This is a genomic window from Rhodoferax sp. RT4P68 (genome assembly GCF_056521305.1).
On record NZ_JBWMBB010000002.1, the window covers coordinates 308135 to 328137 of the forward strand.

At 66.1% G+C, this 20003-nt stretch carries 16 protein-coding genes; all 16 read left to right on the top strand.

The genetic code is table 11. The features are described 5' to 3' along the window. The first annotated feature begins 7 nt into the window (after positions 1-7). The 16 genes from AC099J_RS04880 to AC099J_RS04955 all read left to right on the top strand — a co-directional run bounded on the left by AC099J_RS04880 (position 8) and on the right by AC099J_RS04955 (position 19899). A complete protein-coding gene (locus AC099J_RS04880; protein ID WP_479614094.1) occupies positions 8-682 on the top strand; it encodes a type IV pilus inner membrane component PilO in 675 nt (224 codons plus the stop codon). Beyond that, complete coding sequence (locus AC099J_RS04885; RefSeq protein WP_479614095.1) at positions 679-1227, top strand: pilus assembly protein PilP; 549 nt, start codon at positions 679-681, stop codon at positions 1225-1227. Before AC099J_RS04880 ends, AC099J_RS04885 begins: the two co-directional genes overlap by 4 nt. Positions 1228-1232: 5 nt before the next feature. After that, positions 1233-3365 carry a type IV pilus secretin PilQ gene (locus AC099J_RS04890; RefSeq protein WP_479614414.1) on the top strand — a complete coding sequence of 711 codons (2133 nt, stop codon included), beginning with the start codon at positions 1233-1235 and terminating at the stop codon, positions 3363-3365. Between the two features lie 31 nt (positions 3366-3396). After that, a complete protein-coding gene (locus tag AC099J_RS04895) occupies positions 3397-5253 on the top strand; it encodes an Ig-like domain-containing protein (RefSeq protein ID WP_479614096.1) in 1857 nt (618 codons plus the stop codon). 12 nt (positions 5254-5265) lie between these two features. Continuing rightward, entirely contained in the window at positions 5266-5838 is a 573-nt protein-coding gene (locus tag AC099J_RS04900; protein WP_479614097.1) for a shikimate kinase, read from the top strand. A 77-nt stretch (positions 5839-5915) separates the two neighbouring features. Next, the gene (gene aroB / locus AC099J_RS04905) at positions 5916-7040 is read left to right on the top strand and encodes a 3-dehydroquinate synthase (protein ID WP_479614098.1); all 1125 of its coding nucleotides are present in this window, start codon (positions 5916-5918) and stop codon (positions 7038-7040) included. Positions 7041-7045: 5 nt separating this feature from the next. Next, positions 7046-8230 (top strand): deoxyguanosinetriphosphate triphosphohydrolase, encoded by a 1185-nt coding sequence (locus tag AC099J_RS04910; protein ID WP_479614099.1) that lies wholly within the window; start codon positions 7046-7048, stop codon positions 8228-8230. Next, positions 8227-8868, top strand: a complete 642-nt coding sequence (locus AC099J_RS04915; protein WP_479614100.1) for a DUF1415 domain-containing protein — start codon at positions 8227-8229, stop codon at positions 8866-8868. The genes AC099J_RS04910 and AC099J_RS04915 overlap by 4 nt, the downstream gene beginning before the upstream one ends. Beyond that, positions 8865-9728, top strand: coding sequence for a class I SAM-dependent methyltransferase (locus AC099J_RS04920; RefSeq protein ID WP_479614101.1), 864 nt, complete (start codon positions 8865-8867; stop codon positions 9726-9728). The genes AC099J_RS04915 and AC099J_RS04920 overlap by 4 nt, the downstream gene beginning before the upstream one ends. Positions 9729-9730: 2 nt before the next feature. After that, entirely contained in the window at positions 9731-10420 is a 690-nt protein-coding gene (locus AC099J_RS04925; protein WP_479614102.1) for a transposase, read from the top strand. A gap of 182 nt (positions 10421-10602) precedes the next feature. Further along, on the top strand, positions 10603-15342 hold the full coding sequence (locus tag AC099J_RS04930) for a glutamate synthase-related protein (RefSeq protein WP_479614103.1): 4740 nt from the start codon (positions 10603-10605) through the stop codon (positions 15340-15342). 28 nt (positions 15343-15370) lie between these two features. Then, positions 15371-16837 carry a glutamate synthase subunit beta gene (locus AC099J_RS04935; RefSeq protein WP_479614104.1) on the top strand — a complete coding sequence of 489 codons (1467 nt, stop codon included), beginning with the start codon at positions 15371-15373 and terminating at the stop codon, positions 16835-16837. Positions 16838-16917: 80 nt separating this feature from the next. Then, positions 16918-17757 (top strand): ABC transporter ATP-binding protein, encoded by an 840-nt coding sequence (locus tag AC099J_RS04940; protein ID WP_479614105.1) that lies wholly within the window; start codon positions 16918-16920, stop codon positions 17755-17757. Between the two features lie 73 nt (positions 17758-17830). Further along, entirely contained in the window at positions 17831-18613 is a 783-nt protein-coding gene (gene mlaE / locus AC099J_RS04945; protein ID WP_479614106.1) for a lipid asymmetry maintenance ABC transporter permease subunit MlaE, read from the top strand. Positions 18614-18646: 33 nt separating this feature from the next. Next, on the top strand, positions 18647-19129 hold the full coding sequence (gene mlaD, locus AC099J_RS04950; protein WP_479614107.1) for an outer membrane lipid asymmetry maintenance protein MlaD: 483 nt from the start codon (positions 18647-18649) through the stop codon (positions 19127-19129). A gap of 23 nt (positions 19130-19152) precedes the next feature. Beyond that, positions 19153-19899 (top strand): MlaA family lipoprotein, encoded by a 747-nt coding sequence (locus AC099J_RS04955; protein WP_479614108.1) that lies wholly within the window; start codon positions 19153-19155, stop codon positions 19897-19899. Positions 19900-20003: the final 104 nt, after the last annotated feature.

Consider the following 20003-nt stretch of genomic DNA (forward strand, 5'->3'; position numbering starts at 1 on the left):
GCACCCCATGGCCACCAAATCCGCCCCCAAAGTCGACATGCCCGCCCTGCAGGAGCAGCTGGCGCGGCAATTTCGCAACCTGCATCCGTCCGACCCCTCGCAATGGCCGGCGCTGCCGCGCTCGTTGCTGCTGCTGTTCGTCACGCTGGGCGTCGTGCTGCTGCTGTGGTTCGCCTATTTGAATGGCTTTGAAGACGAACTCGTTGCCGAGCAGGCCAAAGAGGCCGAGTTGCGCCAGGCCTACCAGACGCGCGTCGTCAAGGCCGTCAACCTGGAGGCGCTCAAGAAGCAACGCGAGCAGATCCAGCAGTACGTGATGCAGCTTGAAAAGCAGCTGCCCAGCAAGGCCGAGATGTCGGCCCTGCTGTCCGACGTGAACCAGGCCGGCCTCGGCCGCAGCCTGCAGTTCGACCTGTTTCGCCCCGGCCAGGTCGTGGTGCGGCCCTACTACGCGGAGCTGCCGATCGCGCTGCGCGTGACCGGCCGCTTCCACGACATCGGCGCCTTTGCGGCCGACGTCGCCAACCTGTCGCGCATCGTGACCCTGAACAACCTGACCATCGTGCCCGGCCGCGACGGTGCGCTGACCATGGACGCCACGGCCCGTACCTTCCGCTACCTGGACCAGGACGAGATCGCCGCGCAACAGGCCGCGTCGCGCCCCGCCGGAGCCAAGCCATGATGCGCATCCTCGCGCGTCTGCTGCTGTGCACCGCCCTGGCCGCGCTGCTGGCCGGCTGCGGTGCCTCGGGCGAGGCCGAGCTGCAGGAATGGATGACCGAGCAGCGCAACCAGGTGCGCCCCCGCATCACGCAGCTGACCGAGCCCAAGCAGTTTGTGCCGCAGGCCTACACCCAAGAGGCCGTGCTCGACCCCTTCAACCTGCAGAAGCTGACCCAGGCCATGCGCCAGGACGCGGCGCAGAGCACCGCCAACGCTGCGCTGGTGGCGCCCGAACTGGCGCGCCGCAAGGAGCCGCTGGAGTCGTATCCGCTGGACGCGATGACCATGGTGGGCAGCCTGCGGCGCGAAGGTGCGCCGGTCGCGCTGGTGCGCATCGACAACCTGCTGCACCAGGTGCGCGTTGGCAGTTACCTGGGCCTGAACTACGGGCGGGTCACCAAGATCGACGAGACCGAAGTGAGCTTGCGGGAGATCGTGCAGGACGGCGGCGGGGATTGGATAGAACGCACGGCGAGCCTGCTGCTGCAAGAAAGGTCAAGATGAAGAAGATGAATACGCACGACGGCGCCAGGCTGAGCCGTTGGCTGGCGGCCGTGGTGCTGGCCGCGGCGTCCTGTAGCGCGCTGGCCCAGTCCGCGATCGAAGCCGTCACCGGTGCCCTGCAGAACGGCAACGAAGTCATCCGCATCGACCTGACCCAGGCGCCTGCTGCGCTGCCCTCGGGCGTGTCGATCCAGTCGCCTGCGCGCATCGCGCTGGACTTTCCCGGCGTCATCAGCACGCTGCCACGCACCCCGATCGTGATCAACCAGGGCAACCTGCGCTCGGCCACCGTGCTGCAGGTCGGCGACCGTTCGCGCGTGGTGTTGAACTTGAAGCAGGCCACCTCGTACAAGGCGCAGCTGCAAGGCAATTCCGTGTTGATCGTGCTGGAACCGGCCGCCATCGCCATGCCGTCCACGCCGACGCCGGTGTTCCCCACCGCCGGGGCACGCGGCCGCGCGCCGCTGAAGGACCTGGACTTCCGCCGTGGCACCGACAACGCCGGCCGCGTCATCATCGGCCTGGGCAGTGCCGATGTCGGCGTTGACCTGCGCCAGCAGGGCCAGACCCTGGTGGTCGAGTTCCTGAACTCCTCCCTGCCCGAAGGCCTGCGCCGCCGGCTGGACGTGACCGATTTCGACACGCCGGTGCAGACCATCTCCACCTTCCAGGCTGGCGACCGCGTGCGCATGGTGATCGAGCCCAAAGGCCCGTGGGAACACAGCGCCTACCAAAGCGGCAGCCAGTTCGTGGTCGAGATGCGGCCACAGCGGCAGGACCCGAGTCGCCTGAGCCAGGGCCCCGGTTTCACTGGCGACAAGCTGTCGCTGAACTTCCAGAACATCGAGGTGCGCGCGCTGCTGCAGGTGATCGCGGACTTCACGAACTTCAACGTCGTCACCTCTGACTCGGTCACCGGCTCCGTCACGCTGCGTTTGAAGGACGTGCCGTGGGACCAGGCGCTGCAGATCATCATGGACGCCAAGGGCCTGGGCATGGAGAAGAACGGCTCGGTGCTGTGGATCGCGCCCAAGGACGAGATCGACGCGCGCAAGAAGAAGGATCTGGAGGCCATCGCAGCGCTGCAGAACCTGGAGCCGCTGCGCACGCAGTCGTTCCAGATGAACTATGCGCGGGCGGTGGACATCGCTGCGCAAATCGGCAGCTCCGGCGGCGCAGGCGGTGGTGGTGCGGGCGGCAGCAGCCGCTTTCTGAGCAGTCGGGGCACGGCCATCCCCGAGCCACGCACCAACCAGCTGTTCGTGACCGACATCGCCAGTCGCCTGGAGGCCGTGGCCGAGCTCATCAAGAAGCTGGACATCGCCGTGCGCCAGGTGCTGATCGAGGCGCGCATCGTCGAGGCCTCCGACACCTTCGGCAAATCGCTGGGTGTGCGGCTGGGCGGCGGCGACCTGCGTGCGCAGCTGGGCGGCAACGGGGGGTATAGCCTGACCGGCGACAACCGCATCGCGTTTGGCACCAACTACTCGAACGCCGTGGCGAGCAGCGGCGCTGGCGGCGCGGTCAACACCAGCAGCAACTTCGTGAATCTGCCGGCCAGCGCGCTGGGCGCGGCCGACACGGCGGCCAGCTTCGCCGTCTCGATCTTCAGCGCGGCGGCCAACCGGTTCTTGACGCTGGAGCTGTCGGCGCTGGAATCGGACGGCAAGGGCAAGATCGTCTCCAGCCCGCGCGTGGTCACGGCCGACCAGACCAAGGCGCTGATCGAGCAGGGCACCGAGCTGCCCTACCAGGTGGCCACGTCCAGCGGCGCCACGTCGATTGCGTTCCGCAAGGCGAACCTGAAGCTGGAAGTCACGCCGCAAATCACGCCCGAGGGCAACATCATCCTGGACCTGGACGTCAACAAGGACAGCGTGGGCCAGTCCACCGCCGCCGGTTTTGCCATCAACACCAAGCACATCAAGACGCAGGTGCTCGTCGAAAATGGCGGCACCGTCGTGATCGGCGGCATCTTCGAGCTAAACGAGGTGGACACTGTCACCAAGGTGCCGCTGCTGGGCGACATCCCGATCGCCGGCAACCTGTTCAAGAGCCGCACGCGGACGTCGAACAAGCAAGAGATGCTGATTTTCATCACGCCGAAAATGATCGCCGACCGTTCTGCGAGCCGCTGATCACAACAATTCGAAGAGGGTGAGGACACCAATGCGTTACGTGAAGTACTGGATGGGGTTGCTGCTGGTGAGTTTGCTGGCGGCTTGTGGGGGTGGGGGTGGGAGTGCGGGGGGGACGAGTGGGGGTGGCACAGTCGCGCCTACACCAGCGGTTGCCGCACTGGAGATCCTCACATCTTCAACGAATTTGGCGTCGGCCAGTGCAAATACCGTCACCATCACAGCGCTTGTGAAAGACGTTGCCAACAACGGGATGGCCGCCACGCCAGTGGCTTTCTCGGCCGATTCCGGGGTTTTACAGTCTGTGGCGACGACCACGGACGCTAGCGGCGCTGCAACCGCCACGCTGTCGACGGGAGCTGATCGGTCCAATCGCGATATTCGAGTAACGGTGACCTCTGGCGGAATAACCGGCACGATTGTCGTCCCGGTGATTGGAACCGACTTGAGGCTCGTTGGCATCGGGTCTGTGCTCGTGGGTGGAACGACGACATACGTCGCAACCTTGCTAGACAGTGTAGGTAATCCAATTTCGGGCGCCCCAGTTACTGTTCGCTCTAGCCTGGCTAACAGCGTTAGCCCTACGGTCTTAAACACGGATGCGAATGGGAGCGCCAGCTTCAACTACATTGCGAACACAAGTGGGAGCGAAATCTTGACGGCCAATGGGGCGGGGGATAGCGATATATTGAATGTGGCAGTGAGCGGCGAGGACTTTTCAGTCGTCGCTCCCAGCGCTGGCACAGAGGTCGTTGTTGATACCTCACGTGAAGTCCGGGTCCGTTACCGGTCGAATGGTGCTGGTGTACCTGGGCAGATAGTTGCTTTCAGCACCACCCGAGGTGCGCTGTCCACCACAACCGATGTGACCGACGCTAATGGAGAAGCAAAAGTAAATGTGCAGTCGGCGACTGCAGGCCCTGCAACGGTGACCGCTCAGATTGTGGGGGGCACGCTGACCAACGTGCCGATACTGTTCACGGCTTTGACGCCAGACACAGTTGTCCTTCAAATCAACCCTGGTGCGGTCCCTCCTAATCCCAGTGGGTCAAATGCTAATCAAGCACGGTTGCAAGCTGTTGTCCGTGATCCGTCGGGAAATCCCGTGAAGGGCCGCATTGTTAATTTCACCTTGTTGTCTGACACTAGCGGTGGGCGAATCGGTACGGGATCGGGTACTACGGATGCAAATGGAACTGTCAGCGACACGTTCATTCCTGGACCGCTGTCCACCGCTGCCGATGGCGTGCGGATTCGCGCTGCCGTCCCCGGCACGATCAAAGAAAGCGTCGCCACCATGACGGTAAGCAACCAAGCGTTGTTCGTTTCTATCGCTACTAGCAATACGATCGGGAATGTAGACGAGACGACGTACAGCAAGCCTTTCTCGGTGCAAGTCAACGATGCAAATGGTACAGCTGTTGCAAATCAGACAGTCGTACTGTCGGTGTTTCCTTTGCGCTATCGCAAGGGATCTATGGCTTACAGTCTCTTAGATTTGAAGTGGGTAGTAGGCACAAGCCAATGGTGTCCGAATGAGGATGAAAATCGCAATGGTGTGTTGGATACTGATGAGGATTCTGTCGATAAACACAGCGGCAACGGGAATAAGCGCTTGGAGCCCGGATCGCCGGTAATCATTGGGCCAGGTAGTGTCACAACCGACATTAACGGTCGCGCGACCTTCAACCTCACCTATGGCGAGCAGTACGCACACTGGCTGGAGGTCGAAGTTGTAGCACGGACCTTGGTTGCCGGCACCGAGTCGCGAGCGTTTTATAAGGATGAAACCTGGGTGCTCACGTCGGATGTGACGAGCGTAACTACAGCTCCGGCCGGCCAGCGGAGCCCTTTCGGTGTTGAACTCTCTTGTACTGTCCCTGATTGATCGCTTACGCCCGTGAACATCGCCCTCGTCGGCATGCCCGGCTCGGGCAAATCCACAGTCGGCCGCCAGCTGGCGCGCCGGCTGCAGTTGCCCTTCACCGACGCCGACCATTGGGTTGAGCAGAGCATTGGTTGCTCCATCCGCGAGTTCTTCGAGCGCGAGGGCGAGGCCCGCTTTCGCGAGGTGGAAGAAGCCGCGCTGGACGCGATCACCTCCAGCGCGACCGGCGGGGTCGTCGCAACCGGCGGTGGCGCCGTGCTACGGCCGGCCAACCGGGCCTGTCTGCACCGCAACGCCCAGGTGTTCTACCTCTGGTCCTCGCCCGAGGAAGTGTTCCGCCGCCTGCGCCACGACCAGAACCGGCCGTTGCTCCAGGTGGCCGACCCGCTGGCCACGCTGCGCGAGATGTTCACTGTGCGCGACCCGCTGTACCGCGAGACGGCGCACCACGTGATCGAGACCAGTCGGCCCTCGACCTCGGCGCTGGTGCGCATCATCATCGCGGCGCTGGAGCGGTCTGGCGCCTTGCCGACGCCCCCACCCCCACCCCCACCCCCGCCTCCGCCTCCCGCTTCCCGCCACTGACCACGCCGGCTGACCCCGTCGCGACCAGGGGCCATACGACCAGAGCCCACAGGGGGCCGCCTTACACTTGCCGCCTCATGAGCGCCCCTGCCCACGCCACCCCCGCAGCCCACGCCACGGTGCGCATCGCCCTGGGCGATCGCAGCTACGACATCGCCGTCGGCAGCGGCCTGCTCGACGCCGCTTCCACCTGGGCCGGCCTGCCGCGCGCGGCCACGGCGCTGATTGTCACCAACACCACCGTTTCCCCGCTCTACGCGCAGCGCCTGCAGGCCGCGCTGGCCGGCCACTACGCGGCCATCCACACCGTGGTGCTGCCCGACGGCGAGGCGCACAAGACCTGGGAGACGCTGAACACCGTGTTCGACGCCCTGCTCTCGCGCGCGGCAGACCGCAAGACCGTGCTGTTCGCGCTGGGCGGCGGCGTGGTGGGCGACATCACCGGCTTTGCCGCCGCCAGCTACATGCGCGGCGTGCCCTTCGTGCAGGTGCCCACCACCTTGCTGGCGCAGGTCGATTCGTCGGTCGGCGGCAAGACGGCCATCAACCACCCGATGGGCAAGAACATGATCGGCGCGTTCTACCAGCCCGAGCGCGTGGTGTGCGACCTTGGTGTGCTGAAGACGCTGCCCGCGCGCGAGCTTTCTGCCGGGCTGGCCGAGGTCATCAAGTACGGCCCCATCGCCGACCCGGCTTTCCTCGACTGGATCGAGACGAATCTGGACGCCATGCTGGCCGGCGACACCACTGCGCTGGCCTACGCGGTGCAGCGCAGCTGCGAGATCAAGGCCTGGGTGGTCGGCCAGGACGAGCGTGAGGCCGGCCTGCGCGCTGTCCTAAATTTCGGCCATACGTTTGGCCACGCGATCGAGGCCGGCATGGGCTATGGCGAGTGGCTGCACGGCGAGGGTGTGGGCTGCGGCATGGTTATGGCGGCGCGGCTGTCTCAGCGGCTGGGCCTCATTGACACGGCCGTGGTCGAGCGCCTGACGCATCTGATCGCCCGCGCCGGCCTGCCCACCGTGGGCCCGGTGCTCGATGGCGCCGACAACGCCGGCCGCTATCTGTCGCTGATGCGCGTGGACAAGAAGGCCGAGGGCGGCGAGATCAAGTTCGTGCTGATCGACGGCCTGGGCCGCGCCGTGGTGCGCGGCGCGCCGGACGCGCTGGTGCGTGAGGTCATCGAGGCCAGCTGCGCCTAGCCAGCATGCAAGCCGCGCTGGCCCCCTATGCCTGCGACCCGGCCGACAGCCGGGGCCGCCGCTACGCCGAGGCGCCCGCCCCCACACGCACCGACTACCAGCGCGACCGCGACCGCATCGTCCACTCCACGGCGTTTCGCCGCCTGGTCTACAAGACCCAGGTGTTCCTGAACCACGAAGGCGACCTGTTCCGCACCCGGCTGACGCATTCGCTGGAGGTGGCGCAGTTGGGCCGCTCGATCGCGCGTTCACTGCGGCTGAACGAAGACCTGGTCGAGGCCATCGCGCTGGCGCACGACCTCGGCCACACGCCCTTCGGCCACGCCGGGCAGGACGCGCTGAACGGCTGCATGTCCGAGTTCGGCGGCTTCGAGCACAACCTGCAGAGCCTGCGCGTGGTTGACCAGCTGGAAGAGCGCTACCCGCACTACGACGGCCTGAACCTCAGCTTCGAGACGCGCGAGGGCATCCTCAAGCACTGCTCACGCGCCAATGCCGAGCGCATCGAGGCCGCTTGCGCGCCCGACCCGAGCGGCCGTGGGGATGTCGGCCGCCGATTCCTGGAGCGCCTGCAGCCCAGCCTGGAGGCGCAGCTGTGCAACCTGGCCGACGAGATCGCCTACAACGCGCACGACATCGACGACGGCGTGCGCTCGGGCCTCATCACGGTGTCGCAGTTGGAAGATGTGCCGCTGTTCGATGATTTTCGCTGCGAGGCGCTGCGCGAGCACCCGCAGCTGGCTGGCCGCCGGCTGCTGTACGAGAGCATCCGGCGCATGCTGAGTGCGCAGGTCTATGCCGTGATTGCAGCAACCAGCGAAGCCCTTGCCCGCCACCGCCCGCGCAGCGTGGACGAGGCGCGGCGCGCCGGCCCTCTGGTGGGCTTCGGCCCTGGCATGGTCGTGGCCTCGCAGACGCTCAAGCGATTCCTGACGGCCAACCTGTACCGCCACCCGCAGGTGACCGAGATCACAGCGCAGGCCCAGGCCGTGGTACGCCAGCTGTTCGTGGCCTACCAGCAGGCGCCGACCGAGATGGCCGGCGGCTTTGCCGAGCAAGCGCAGCGCAGGCTGGCCAGCGAAGGCGTGGGCGCCCAGGCCCGCGTGGTCGCCGACTACATCGCCGGCATGACCGACCGATTCGCCTCGCGCGAGCACGAGCGGTTGACCGGGCAGAAGCTGCTGGGATGAGCCGCGCCCGGCCGCCCGAAGAGGCTCGTTGCGCGGGCCGCCAGGCCGAAGGCTCGCTGCTGGGCACACCCGCGCCCGGCGACGAGACCGCCCGCGCCGATACGCTGGCGTGGCTGGAGCGCGCCGTCATCGGCCTGAACCTGTGTCCGTTCGCCAAGGCCGTGCATGCCAAGGGCCAGGTGCACCTGGCCGTCAGCGCTGCCCGGGACGCCGATGCCGTCGACGCCGACCTGCGCGCCGAGCTGCGTGACCTGCTGACGCTGGACGCGGCGGTGCGCGACACCACGCTGCTGGTGCTGCCCCACGCGCTGGCCGACTTTTTCGATTTCAACGACTTCCTGGACCGGGCCGACGCCGCGCTGGACGCGCTGGACCTGGACGGCGAGATCCAGATCGCCAGCTTCCACCCCGACTACCAGTTTGCCGGCACCGCCCCTGACGACGTGACCAACTGCAGCAACCGCTCGCCCTATCCCATCCTGCACCTGCTGCGCGAAGACAGCGTCGAGCGCGCGGTCGAGGCTTTCCCCGATGCCGCCGACATCTTCGAGCGCAACATGGCCACGCTGCGGGCGTTGGGCCCGGCGGGCTGGGCCGCGCTACGGGTCGGCCGGTCCACGGGGGAGGGGGCGCCATGAAGCGGCCGCAAGCCGACCCTGCCACCGCGCTGGCCGCGGAGCTGCGGCCCGGCCAGTCCATCGAGCTGCTGAAAGAGCTGCATATCCTCACGCGCGAGGGCAAGCTCAACCAGGACTCGCGCCGCAAGCTCAAGCAGGTCTACCACCTGGTGCAGTTCATCGAGCGTGAGCTGGCCGACAACTTCGCCGCCGACGCGCCGGTGACGCTGGCAGACCACGGGGCCGGCAAGTCCTACCTCGGCTTCATCCTGTACGACCTGGTCATCGGCCAGCGGCCCGGCCATGTCTACGGCATCGAGACGCGCGCCGAGCTGGTCGCCCGCTCGCGCGAACTGGCCGCGCGGCTGGGGTTCGCGCGCATGTCGTTCCTGAACCTGTCGGTCGCCGAATCGACCGACGCCGCCGCACTGCCGCCGCGCATCGACATGGTGACTGCCCTGCACGCCTGCGACACCGCCACCGACGACGCCATCCGCTTCGGCCTGCTGAAGCAGGCACGCAGCATGGTGCTGGTGCCCTGCTGCCAGGCGGAGGTGGCAAGCTGCCTGCGCCTGGGCAAGGCGCTGCAGCTGTCGCGCACGCCGCTGGCCGAGCTGTGGCGCCACCCACTGCACACGCGCGAGATGGGCAGCCAGATCACCAACGTGTTGCGATGCCTGTACCTGGAGGCATGCGGCTACCAGGTCACCGTGACCGAGCTGGTGGGCTGGGAGCACAGCATGAAGAACGAGCTGATCGTCGCGCGCCACACCGGCAAGCCCAAGCGCAGCGCCGCCGAGCGCCTGGGCCAGCTGTTGGACGAATTCGGGCTGGACAGCCTGCGCGCCACGCGCTTCGACCAGATCCCCGTCGCCGCCTGAGCATGGCCCGGCTGCCCCGGTTGTCGCTGGCCGGCCATGTGCACCACGTGTTGCAACGCGGCAACAACCGCCAGCCCATCTTCACCAGCACCGGTGAGCACGTCGCGATGCTCGAACTGCTGGCGCAAGAGGCGCGCCGCCACGCCGTGGCGCTGCACGCTTATGTGTTGATGCCCAACCATTTCCACCTGCTGGCCACGCCCGAGGCGGCCGATGGGTTGCCGCGCATGATGCAGGCCGTGGGCCGCGCCTATGTGCGCACGTTCAACCAGACGCACGGCCGCAGTGGCACGCTGTGGGAGGGGCGCTACCGCTCGACTTTGGTGCAACCCGAGTTGCACCTGCTCGCGTGCATGGCGTACCTGGACCTCAATCCGGTGCGCACCGGGCTCGTCGGCGCGGCAGCCGACCACCCCTGGTCCAGCCATGCGCACTACGCTGGCCTGCGCCACGACGCCTGGCTGGTGCCGCCGCCGATGTACTGGGCGCTGGGCAACACGCCGTTTGCGCGCGAGGCGGCATACGCCGAAATGGTGCATGCGGGTGTCACGGCTGCCCAGCAAGATGCATTCACGCAGTCGGTGCTGGGCGGCTGGGTGCTGGGCGACGCGGACTACATCGCGCGGTTGCAACAAGACGTGCCGCGCCGGCTGACCCGGGCGCGGCCCGGTCGGCCATCGAAAAGCCCTTGAGTTTGTAGGGCGTCCACGCGGACGGCAGTCTCTGAACCGGTTGTTCAATATGTCCCCAATTAAATTCTCGCGAGACGCGACGCTCAAATTCGAGGGTCTGACCCCATTTATTCTGGTTGGCATTGTTGTTGCAAGACTTTATGCTCCGCTTCCCCGCGAATAGAACCCCAAGGAGTGCGTCGATGACCACAGATGCCGAAATTCAACACCTGGAACAGCACGGCCTGTATTCCGCCGCCAATGAACACGACGCCTGCGGGCTGGGCTTCGTGGCCCACATCAAGGGCGAAAAGCGCCATGACATCGTGACCCAGGCGCTGAAGATCCTCGAGAACATCGACCATCGCGGCGCTGTCGGTGCCGACAAGCTGATGGGCGACGGGGCCGGCATCCTGATCCAGATCCCCGACGCGCTGTACCGCGAAGAGATGGCCAAGCAGGGCGTCACGCTGCCGCCGGCTGGCGAATACGGCGTGGGCATGATCTTCCTGCCCAAGGAACATGCCTCGCGCATGGCATGCGAGCAGGAGATGGAGCGCGCCATCAAAGCCGAAGGCCAGGTGCTGTTGGGCTGGCGCGATGTGCCGGTCAACAAGGACATGCCGATGTCGCCGGCCGTGCGCAAGACGGAGCCCATCCTGCGCCAGGTCTTCATCGGCCGTGGCAATGACGTGATCGTGCAGGACGCGCTGGAGCGCAAGCTCTACGTCATCCGCAAGACGGCCAGCGCCAACATCCAGAACCTGGAACTGAAGCACTCCAAGGAGTACTACGTCCCCTCCATGTCCAGCCGCACCGTGGTCTACAAGGGCCTGCTGCTGGCCGACCAGGTCGGCGTGTACTACCTGGACCTGTCGGACGCGCGCTGCATCTCCGCCATCGGCCTGGTGCATCAGCGCTTCTCGACCAACACCTTCCCCAAGTGGCCCCTGGCCCACCCCTACCGCTATGTGGCGCACAACGGTGAGATCAACACCGTGCGCGGCAACTACAACTGGATGCGCGCGCGCGAGGGCGTGATGTCCTCCCCCGTGCTGGCCGCCGACCTGGCCAAGCTGTACCCCATCAGCTTTGCCGGCCAGTCCGACACCGCCACCTTCGACAACTGCCTCGAACTCATGACCATGGCGGGCTACCCCATCGCCCAGGCCGTGATGATGATGATCCCCGAGCCGTGGGAGCAGCACGAGAAGATGGACGAGCGCCGCCGCGCTTTCTACGAATACCACGCCGCCATGATGGAGCCCTGGGACGGCCCGGCCTCCATCGTGTTCACCGATGGCCGCCAGATCGGCGCCACGCTGGACCGCAACGGCCTGCGCCCTTCGCGCTACTGCGTGACCGACGACGACATGGTCATCATGGCGTCCGAGTCCGGCGTGCTGCCGGTGCCCGAGCACAGAATAGTCAAGAAGTGGCGCCTGCAGCCCGGCAAGATGTTCCTGATCGACCTGGAACAGGGCCGCATGATCGACGACGACGAGCTCAAGTCGATGATGGTCAACACCAAGCCGTACAAGCAGTGGATCGAGAACCTGCGCATCAAGCTGGACAGCGTGGAAGCGCCGGCTGCCGTCGTGCCGACCAGCACCGTCTCGCTGCTGGACCGCCAGCAGGCCTTCGGCTACACGCAGGAAGACATCAAGTTCCTGATGAGCCCGATGGCGCAGGCCGGCGAAGAGGGCATCGGCTCCATGGGCAACGACAGCCCGCTGGCCGTGCTGTCGAGCAAGAACAAGCTGCTGTACAACTACTTCCGGCAAATGTTCGCGCAGGTGACCAACCCGCCGATCGACCCGATCCGCGAGGCGATCGTGATGTCGCTGAACAGCTTCATCGGCCCCAAGCCCAACCTGCTGGACATCAACCAAGTCAACCCGCCGATGCGGCTGGAGGTGAGCCAGCCGATTCTGGACTTTGCCGACATGGCCAAGCTGCGCGACATCGCCCAGCACACCCAGGGCAAGTTCCGCAGCAGCACGCTGGACATCACCTACCCGGCCGATTGGGGCCGTGAGGGCGTGGAAGCCAAGCTGGCCTCGCTGTGTGCCGAAGCCGTGGACGCGATCAAGGGCGGCAGCAACATCCTGATCGTCAGCGACCGCGGCGTCAGTGCGACCCGGGTGGCCGTGCCTGCGTTGCTGGCCTCCAGCGCGATCCACCAGCATCTGGTGCGTGAGGGCCTGCGCACCACGGCCGGACTGGTCGTGGAAACCGGCAGCGCGCGTGAAGTGCACCACTTCGGCGTGCTGGCCGGCTACGGTGCAGAAGCCGTCCACCCCTACCTGGCCATGGAAACGTTGGCCGCCATGCACGCCGACCTGCCAGGCGCGCTGTCGGCCGAGAAGGCCATCTACAACTACGTGAAGGCGATCGGCAAGGGCCTGTCGAAGATCATGTCCAAGATGGGCGTGTCGACCTACATGAGCTACTGCGGCGCGCAATTGTTCGAGGTCATCGGCCTGAACAGCGGCACGGTCGACAAGTACTTCTCCGGCACGGCCAGCCGCGTCGAAGGCATTGGCGTGTTCGAAATCGCGGAAGAGGCCTTGCGCATGCACGCCGCCGCTTTCGGCGACGACCCGGTGCTGGCCAGCATGCTGGACGCCGGCGGCGAATACGCCTGGCGCACGCGCGGCGAAGAGCACATGTGGTCGCCCGACGCGATTGCCAAGCTGCAGCACAGCACGCGCGCCAACAACTGGAACACCTACAAGGAATACGCCCAGCTCATCAACGACCAGAGCCGCCGGCACATGACGCTGCGCGGGCTGTTCGAGTTCAAGATCGACCCGTCCAAGGCCGTGCCGATCGAGGAAGTGGAGCCTGCGGCCGACATCGTCAAGCGCTTCGCCACGGGCGCCATGTCGCTGGGTTCCATCTCGACCGAAGCTCACGCCACCTTGGCCGTGGCGATGAACCGCATCGGCGGCAAGAGCAACACGGGCGAGGGCGGCGAAGACCCGGCGCGTTACCGCAACGAGTTGAAGGGCATCCCGATCAAGCTCGGCGACACCCTGAAGAGCGTGATCGGCGACGCACATGTCGAGGTGGACTTGCCGCTGAAGGCCGGCGATTCGCTGCGCTCCAAGATCAAGCAGGTGGCCTCGGGCCGCTTCGGCGTCACGGCGGAATACCTGTCGTCCTCCGACCAGATCCAGATCAAGATGGCCCAGGGCGCCAAGCCGGGCGAGGGCGGCCAGTTGCCCGGTGGCAAGGTCACCGAGTACATCGGCAAGCAGCGCTACGCCGTGCCCGGTGTGGGCCTGATTTCCCCGCCGCCGCACCACGACATTTATTCGATCGAGGACCTGGCGCAGCTGATCCACGACCTGAAGAACGTGGCGCCGCATGCCAGCATCAGCACCAAGCTGGTCAGCGAAGTGGGCGTGGGCACGATTGCCGCCGGTGTGACCAAGTGCAAGAGCGACCACATCGTGATCGCCGGGCACGACGGTGGCACGGGCGCCTCGCCCTGGTCGTCCATCAAGCATGCCGGCAGCCCGTGGGAAATCGGCCTGGCCGAAACCCAGCAGACGCTGGTGCTGAACCGCCTGCGCGGCCGTGTGCGCGTGCAGGCCGACGGCCAGATGAAGACTGGCCGCGACGTCGCCATCGGCGCGCTGCTGGGGGCGGATGAGTTCGGCTTTGCGACCGCGCCGCTGGTGGTCGAGGGCTGCATCATGATGCGCAAGTGCCACCTGAACACCTGCCCCGTGGGCGTGGCCACGCAGGACCCGGTGCTGCGCAAGAAGTTCTCGGGCAAGCCCGAGCACGTGGTGAACTACTTCTTCTTCGTCGCCGAAGAAGTGCGCCAGATCATGGCCCAGCTGGGTATCCGCAAGTTCGACGACATGATCGGCCGCTCGGAGCTGTTGGACATCAAGAAAGGCATCGCGCACTGGAAGGCCAGTGGCTTGGATTTCAGCCGCCTGTTTGCGCAGCCCCAGGTGCCTGCCGATGTCGCACGTTTCCATGTGCAGGACCAGGACCACGGCCTGGAGCACAACCTGGACACGCGCCTGATCGAGAAGAGCCGCGCCGCCATCGACAAGGGCGAGAAGGTGCAGTTCATCGAGATTGCGCGCAACGTCAACCGCACGGTGGGTGCCAAGCTCTCGGGCGCACTGACCCGCGTGCACCCCGAGGGCCTGCCGGACGACACCATCCGCATCCAGCTCGAAGGCACCGGCGGCCAGTCGTTCGGCGCGTTCCTGGCCAAGGGCATCACGCTGTATCTGATCGGCGACGCCAACGACTACACGGGCAAGGGCTTGTCGGGTGGCCGCGTGGTCGTGCGGCCGAGCCTGGACTTCCGCGGCGAGGCCGTGCGCAACACCATCGTGGGCAACACCGTGATGTACGGTGCGACGACGGGCGAGGCGTATTTCTGCGGTGTGGCCGGCGAGCGTTTCGCGGTGCGCCTGTCCGGCGCCACCGCTGTGGTGGAGGGCACGGGCGACCACGGCTGCGAATACATGACCGGTGGCACCGTGGCGGTGCTCGGCAAGACCGGCCGCAACTTCGCCGCTGGCATGAGCGGTGGCGTGGCCTATGTGTATGACGAGGACGGCCAGTTCGCCAGCCGTTGCAACCCCTCCATGGTCACACTGGAGAAGGTGCTGACGACGGCCGAGCAGACCGCCACCGTCAAGCGCGGCCACTGGCACAACGGCCTGACCGACGAGGCCCAGCTGCGCAAGCTGCTCGAAGAGCACAACCGCTGGACCGGCAGCAAGCGCGCGCGCGAACTGCTGGACGACTGGGCCGTGGCGCGGACCAAGTTCGTGAAGGTATTCCCGAACGAGTACAAGCGCGCGCTGGGCGAAATCCATGACCGCAAAGTCGAGCTGGCCAGCAGCGGCAACAACGCCCATCTGGGCCTGGAGCCCCACGCCATCCTCACCCCGGCTGCGGCTTGACCGGTCAAAGAGAACTAGGAAGAACACGATGGGAAAGATCACCGGCTTCATGGAGCATGAGCGCATCGAAGAGGGCTACAAGCCCGTGGACGAGCGCCTGAAGCACTACAAGGAATTCGTGGTGGCGTTGACGCCCGAGCAGGCCAAGATCCAGGGCGCGCGCTGCATGGACTGCGGCACGCCGTTCTGCAACAGCGGCTGCCCAGTCAACAACATCATTCCGGACTTCAACGACCTGGTCTACCGCAACGACTGGCAGAACGCGTTCGCGGTGCTGGACTCGACGAACAACTTCCCCGAGTTCACGGGCCGCATCTGCCCCGCGCCCTGCGAGGCGGCCTGCGTGCTGAACGTGAACGACGACGCCATCGGCATCAAGTCGATCGAGCACGCCATCATCGATCGCGCGTGGGACGAAGGCTGGGTCACGCCGCGCCCGGCACGGCACAAGACCGGCAAGAAGGTCGCCGTGGTCGGTTCCGGCCCGGCCGGCCTGGCCGCTGCCCAGCAGCTGGCGCGCGCGGGCCATGACGTGACGCTGTTCGAGAAGAACGACCGCATCGGCGGCCTGCTGCGCTACGGCATCCCGGACTTCAAGATGGAGAAGACGCACATCGACCGCCGCGTCAAGCAGATGGAGGCCGAGGGCGTCACCATCCGCACCGGCGTGGTCGTCGGCAACTGGCCGAAGGACTCCAAGGTCACGAACTGGGCCAAGCAGACCATCACGCCCGAGGAGTTGAAGAAGGACTTCGACGCCATCGTGCTGACCGGCGGCTCCGAGCAGTCGCGCGATTTGCCGGTGCCCGGCCGCGACCTGGACGGCATCCATTTCGCGATGGAATTCCTGCCGCAGCAGAACAAGATCAACGCCGGCGACAAGCTGAAGGGCCAGTTGCGCGCCGACGGCAAGCACGTCATCGTCATCGGCGGCGGCGACACCGGAAGCGACTGCGTGGGCACCAGCAACCGCCATGGCGCCGTCAGCGTCACGCAGTTCGAGGTGATGCCCCAGCCGCCGGTGGAAGAAAACCGGCCCATGACCTGGCCCTACTGGCCGATCAAGCTGCGCACCAGCTCCAGCCATGAGGAAGGGTGCGAGCGCGCGTTCGCCGTCTCCACCAAGGAGTTCATCGGTGAGAAGGGCAAACTCACCGGCCTGAAGACCGTGAGAGTGGAGTGGAAGGACGGCAAGATGGTCGAGGTGGCCGGCAGCGAGCAGGTGCTCAAGGCCGACCTCGTGCTGCTGGCCATGGGCTTCGTGCACCCGGTGGGGTCGGTGCTGGAATCCTTCGGCATCGAGAAGGACGCGCGCGGCAACGCCAAGGCGACGACCGAGTTCGACGGTGGCTATGCCACCAACGTGCCCAAGGTCTTCGCCGCCGGCGACATGCGGCGCGGCCAGTCGTTGGTGGTCTGGGCCATCCGCGAAGGGCGCCAGGCGGCGCGCGCGGTCGATGAGTTCCTGATGGGCTTTTCCGACCTGCCGCGATGAGCGCGGTGCCACGTTGAAACGCAATCCGTGGCATCCCTTATCATCGACTGGGGCTGGAGTCATTCCGGCCTTGCCGTTTGATGGACTCCTCGATCTCTTCCCCCGCACCTTTGGTCGCCTTGCGCGACCTTTCCTTTGGCTATGGTGAGCGCCCTATTCTGGATGGCGTGTCGCTGACCGTGCCGCGCGGCAAGGTCACGGCGCTGATGGGGGCCTCGGGTGGTGGCAAGACCACGGTGTTGCGGCTGATCGGTGGGCAGATCAAGGCGCAGAAGGGCGAGCTGCTCTTCGACGGCCAGGACGTGGCGGCGATGAACGCCGAGGCCCTCTACGCCGCGCGGCGCCGCATGGGCATGCTGTTCCAGTTCGGCGCGTTGTTCACCGATCTCAGCGTGTTCGAGAACGTGGCGTTTCCCCTGCGTGAGCACACCGACCTGTCTGAAGCACTGGTGCGCGACATCGTGCTGATGAAGCTGAACGCCGTGGGCCTGCGCGGCGCGCGTGACCTGATGCCCAGCGAAGTTTCGGGCGGCATGGCCCGGCGCATCGCCCTGGCACGCGCCATCGCGCTGGACCCGGAACTCGTGATGTACGACGAACCCTTTGCCGGGCTGGACCCGATTTCGTTGGGCACGGCTGCCAAGCTGATCCGCCAGCTCAACGACACCATGGGGCTGACCAGCATCGTGGTCTCGCACGACCTGGACGAGACCTTTGCGATTGCCGACCAGGTCATCGTGCTGGCCAACGGCAAGATCGCTGCGCAGGGAACGCCCGACGAAGTGCGCGCCAGCACCGACCCGCTGGTGCACCAGTTCGTGAACGCCGAGGCCGAGGGACCGGTGCGCTTCCATTACCCCGGGCCATCGGTGGCGGATGATTTCGGGCCGGGGCATGCGGTGCCGGGAGCGCGGTCATGAGCGCCGCGCCGGGCCGCCCCAAGCCAGCTTGCTCCCCCTCGGGGGGACAGGCCGCAGGCCGAAGGGGGTACCTATGAGTTGGTGGCGGCCTGCGGATATCGGCTTCGCCGTGCGCACTTCGCTTGCCGACATCGGCCAGGCGACACGGCTGTTTCTGCGGTTGCTGGCGTTGGCGGGGCCGACGTTTCGCCGCTTCGGCCTGGTGCGCGACCAGATCCACTTTCTGGGCAACTATTCGCTGGCCATCATCATGGTCTCAGGCCTGTTCGTCGGCTTCGTGCTGAGCCTGCAGGGGTACTACACGCTGCAGCGTTACGGCTCGTCGGAGGCGCTGGGCCTGCTGGTCACGCTGAGCCTGGTGCGCGAGCTCGGTCCGGTGGTCACGGCGCTACTGTTCGCCGGGCGTGCCGGCACCTCGCTGACGGCGGGCATCGGCCTCATGAAAGCCGGCGAGCAGCTGACGGCCATGGAGATGATGGCAGTCGACCCGGTGCGCCGCGTGCTGGCACCGCGTTTCTGGGGTGGCGTGATCGCCATGCCGCTGCTGGCCGCGTTGTTCAGCGCGGTCGGCGTGATGGGCGGCTGGCTGGTGGGCGTGGTCATGATCGGCGTGGACGCCGGCGCGTTCTGGAGCCAGACGCAGGGCGGCGTGGACTGGTTGCGCGATGTCGGCAACGGCGTGCTCAAGAGCATCGTGTTCGGCTTCATCGTGACCTACGTCGCGCTGCTGATGGGCTGGCGCGCACAGCCCACGCCCGAGGGCGTCTCACGTGCCACCACGCGCACCGTGGTGGTGGCCTCGCTGGCGGTGCTGGGCTTCGATTTCGTGCTCACGGCACTGATGTTCAATATATGAAAAGATCCTCGCCTGGATCCCGGAGAGTTGGCAATGCAACGTGCGAAGACTGATGTGTGGGTGGGGCTGTTTGTGCTGCTGGGCGCGGCGGCGCTGCTGTTCCTGGCGCTGCGTGCCGCCAACCTGACCAGCCTCAGCCTGTCTTCCACCTATCCGCTGACGGCCAAGTTCGACAACATCGGCGGGCTCAAGCCCAAGGCGGCGGTGAAGAGCGCCGGCGTCGTGGTGGGCCGGGTGGAATCCATCGATTTTGATGATGCATCCTTCCAGGCGCGTGTACAGCTGGCCATGCAGACCCGCTACACTTTTCCGAAGGACAGTTCGCTGAAGATTCTGACGAGTGGCCTGCTGGGTGAACAGTACATCGGCATCGAGGCCGGTGCCGACGAGAAGAGTCTCGCCGCTGGCGACACGATCACCACGACGCAGTCCGCCGTCGTGCTGGAGAACCTCATCGGCCAGTTCCTCTACAACAAAGCAGCCGAACCGTCCGCGACGGCGGCCCCCAAGAATTAGCCCACACCGCAAGACGACCCGCCATGAAGAAAGCCTTTGTCCGATCGATCGCCACCATCGCATGCGTGGCCCTGCTGGCGCTGGCCAGTGGCTGCGCCAGCGGCCCTGGCGCCGACCCGCGCGACCCGCTGGAGCCGTTCAACCGCGGCGTGACGAAGTTCAACGACGGCATTGACCGGGCCGTGCTCAAGCCGGTCGCTCAGGCCTATGACACGTTGACGCCCGACATGGTGCGGACCGGCGTCAGCAACTTCTTCAACAACCTGGCCGACGCCTGGACCACCGTGAACGCGGTGTTGCAGCTCCAGCCCCAAGCCGCAGTGGACAGCTTGTTTCGCTTCCAGATGAACACCCTGTTCGGACTCGGCGGCCTGCTGGACGTGGCCAGCGAGGCCAACATCGAGCGGCACCGCAAGACCTTCGGCCAGACGCTGGGCCACTGGGGCGTGCCGGCAGGGCCCTACCTGGTGCTGCCGGTTCTCGGCCCGTCGACGCTGCGCGATGCGGCGGCGATCCCGGTGGACACCTGGGGCAATGGCGTCTCGCACCTGCACGTCGAATCGGCGCGCGTCGGCCTGTACACCCTGCGCACCGTGGAGGCCCGGGCCAATTTGCTGCGCGCCAGCAACGTGCTGGACCAGGCCGCACTGGACAAATACACCTTCACGCGTGATGTCTATCTGCAGATGCGCGGCACCCAAGTGCACGACGGCAATGCGCCCAATCCCGACGCCGAGCCGGCGCCCGCGCCTGTATCGCAACCGAAGTAGGCCGGCACAATTCGTTGCATGCGCGCCTGGGATGCCGGAACCGGCAGTGCCTGCGCGTTGACTAACGCTGGTATGAACGTGGCCTCGGCCCTTTTGGAGAATAC

Bases quoted from the DNA above. Each gene is read 5' to 3' on its own strand.
- AC099J_RS04930 (WP_479614103.1), top strand. From the start codon at position 10,603: ATGACCACAGATGCCGAAATTCAACACCTGGAACAGCACGGCCTGTAT.
- AC099J_RS04920 (WP_479614101.1), top strand. From the start codon at position 8,865: ATGAAGCGGCCGCAAGCCGACCCTGCCACCGCGCTGGCCGCGGAGCTG.
- AC099J_RS04890 (WP_479614414.1), top strand. From the start codon at position 1,233: ATGAATACGCACGACGGCGCCAGGCTGAGCCGTTGGCTGGCGGCCGTG.
- AC099J_RS04940 (WP_479614105.1), top strand. From the start codon at position 16,918: ATGGACTCCTCGATCTCTTCCCCCGCACCTTTGGTCGCCTTGCGCGAC.
- AC099J_RS04910 (WP_479614099.1), top strand. From the start codon at position 7,046: ATGCAAGCCGCGCTGGCCCCCTATGCCTGCGACCCGGCCGACAGCCGG.
- AC099J_RS04880 (WP_479614094.1), top strand. From the start codon at position 8: ATGGCCACCAAATCCGCCCCCAAAGTCGACATGCCCGCCCTGCAGGAG.
- mlaE (WP_479614106.1), top strand. From the start codon at position 17,831: ATGAGTTGGTGGCGGCCTGCGGATATCGGCTTCGCCGTGCGCACTTCG.
- AC099J_RS04915 (WP_479614100.1), top strand. From the start codon at position 8,227: ATGAGCCGCGCCCGGCCGCCCGAAGAGGCTCGTTGCGCGGGCCGCCAG.
- AC099J_RS04885 (WP_479614095.1), top strand. From the start codon at position 679: ATGATGCGCATCCTCGCGCGTCTGCTGCTGTGCACCGCCCTGGCCGCG.
- aroB (WP_479614098.1), top strand. From the start codon at position 5,916: ATGAGCGCCCCTGCCCACGCCACCCCCGCAGCCCACGCCACGGTGCGC.
- AC099J_RS04925 (WP_479614102.1), top strand. From the start codon at position 9,731: ATGGCCCGGCTGCCCCGGTTGTCGCTGGCCGGCCATGTGCACCACGTG.
- AC099J_RS04895 (WP_479614096.1), top strand. From the start codon at position 3,397: ATGCGTTACGTGAAGTACTGGATGGGGTTGCTGCTGGTGAGTTTGCTG.
- AC099J_RS04955 (WP_479614108.1), top strand. From the start codon at position 19,153: ATGAAGAAAGCCTTTGTCCGATCGATCGCCACCATCGCATGCGTGGCC.
- mlaD (WP_479614107.1), top strand. From the start codon at position 18,647: ATGCAACGTGCGAAGACTGATGTGTGGGTGGGGCTGTTTGTGCTGCTG.
- AC099J_RS04935 (WP_479614104.1), top strand. From the start codon at position 15,371: ATGGGAAAGATCACCGGCTTCATGGAGCATGAGCGCATCGAAGAGGGC.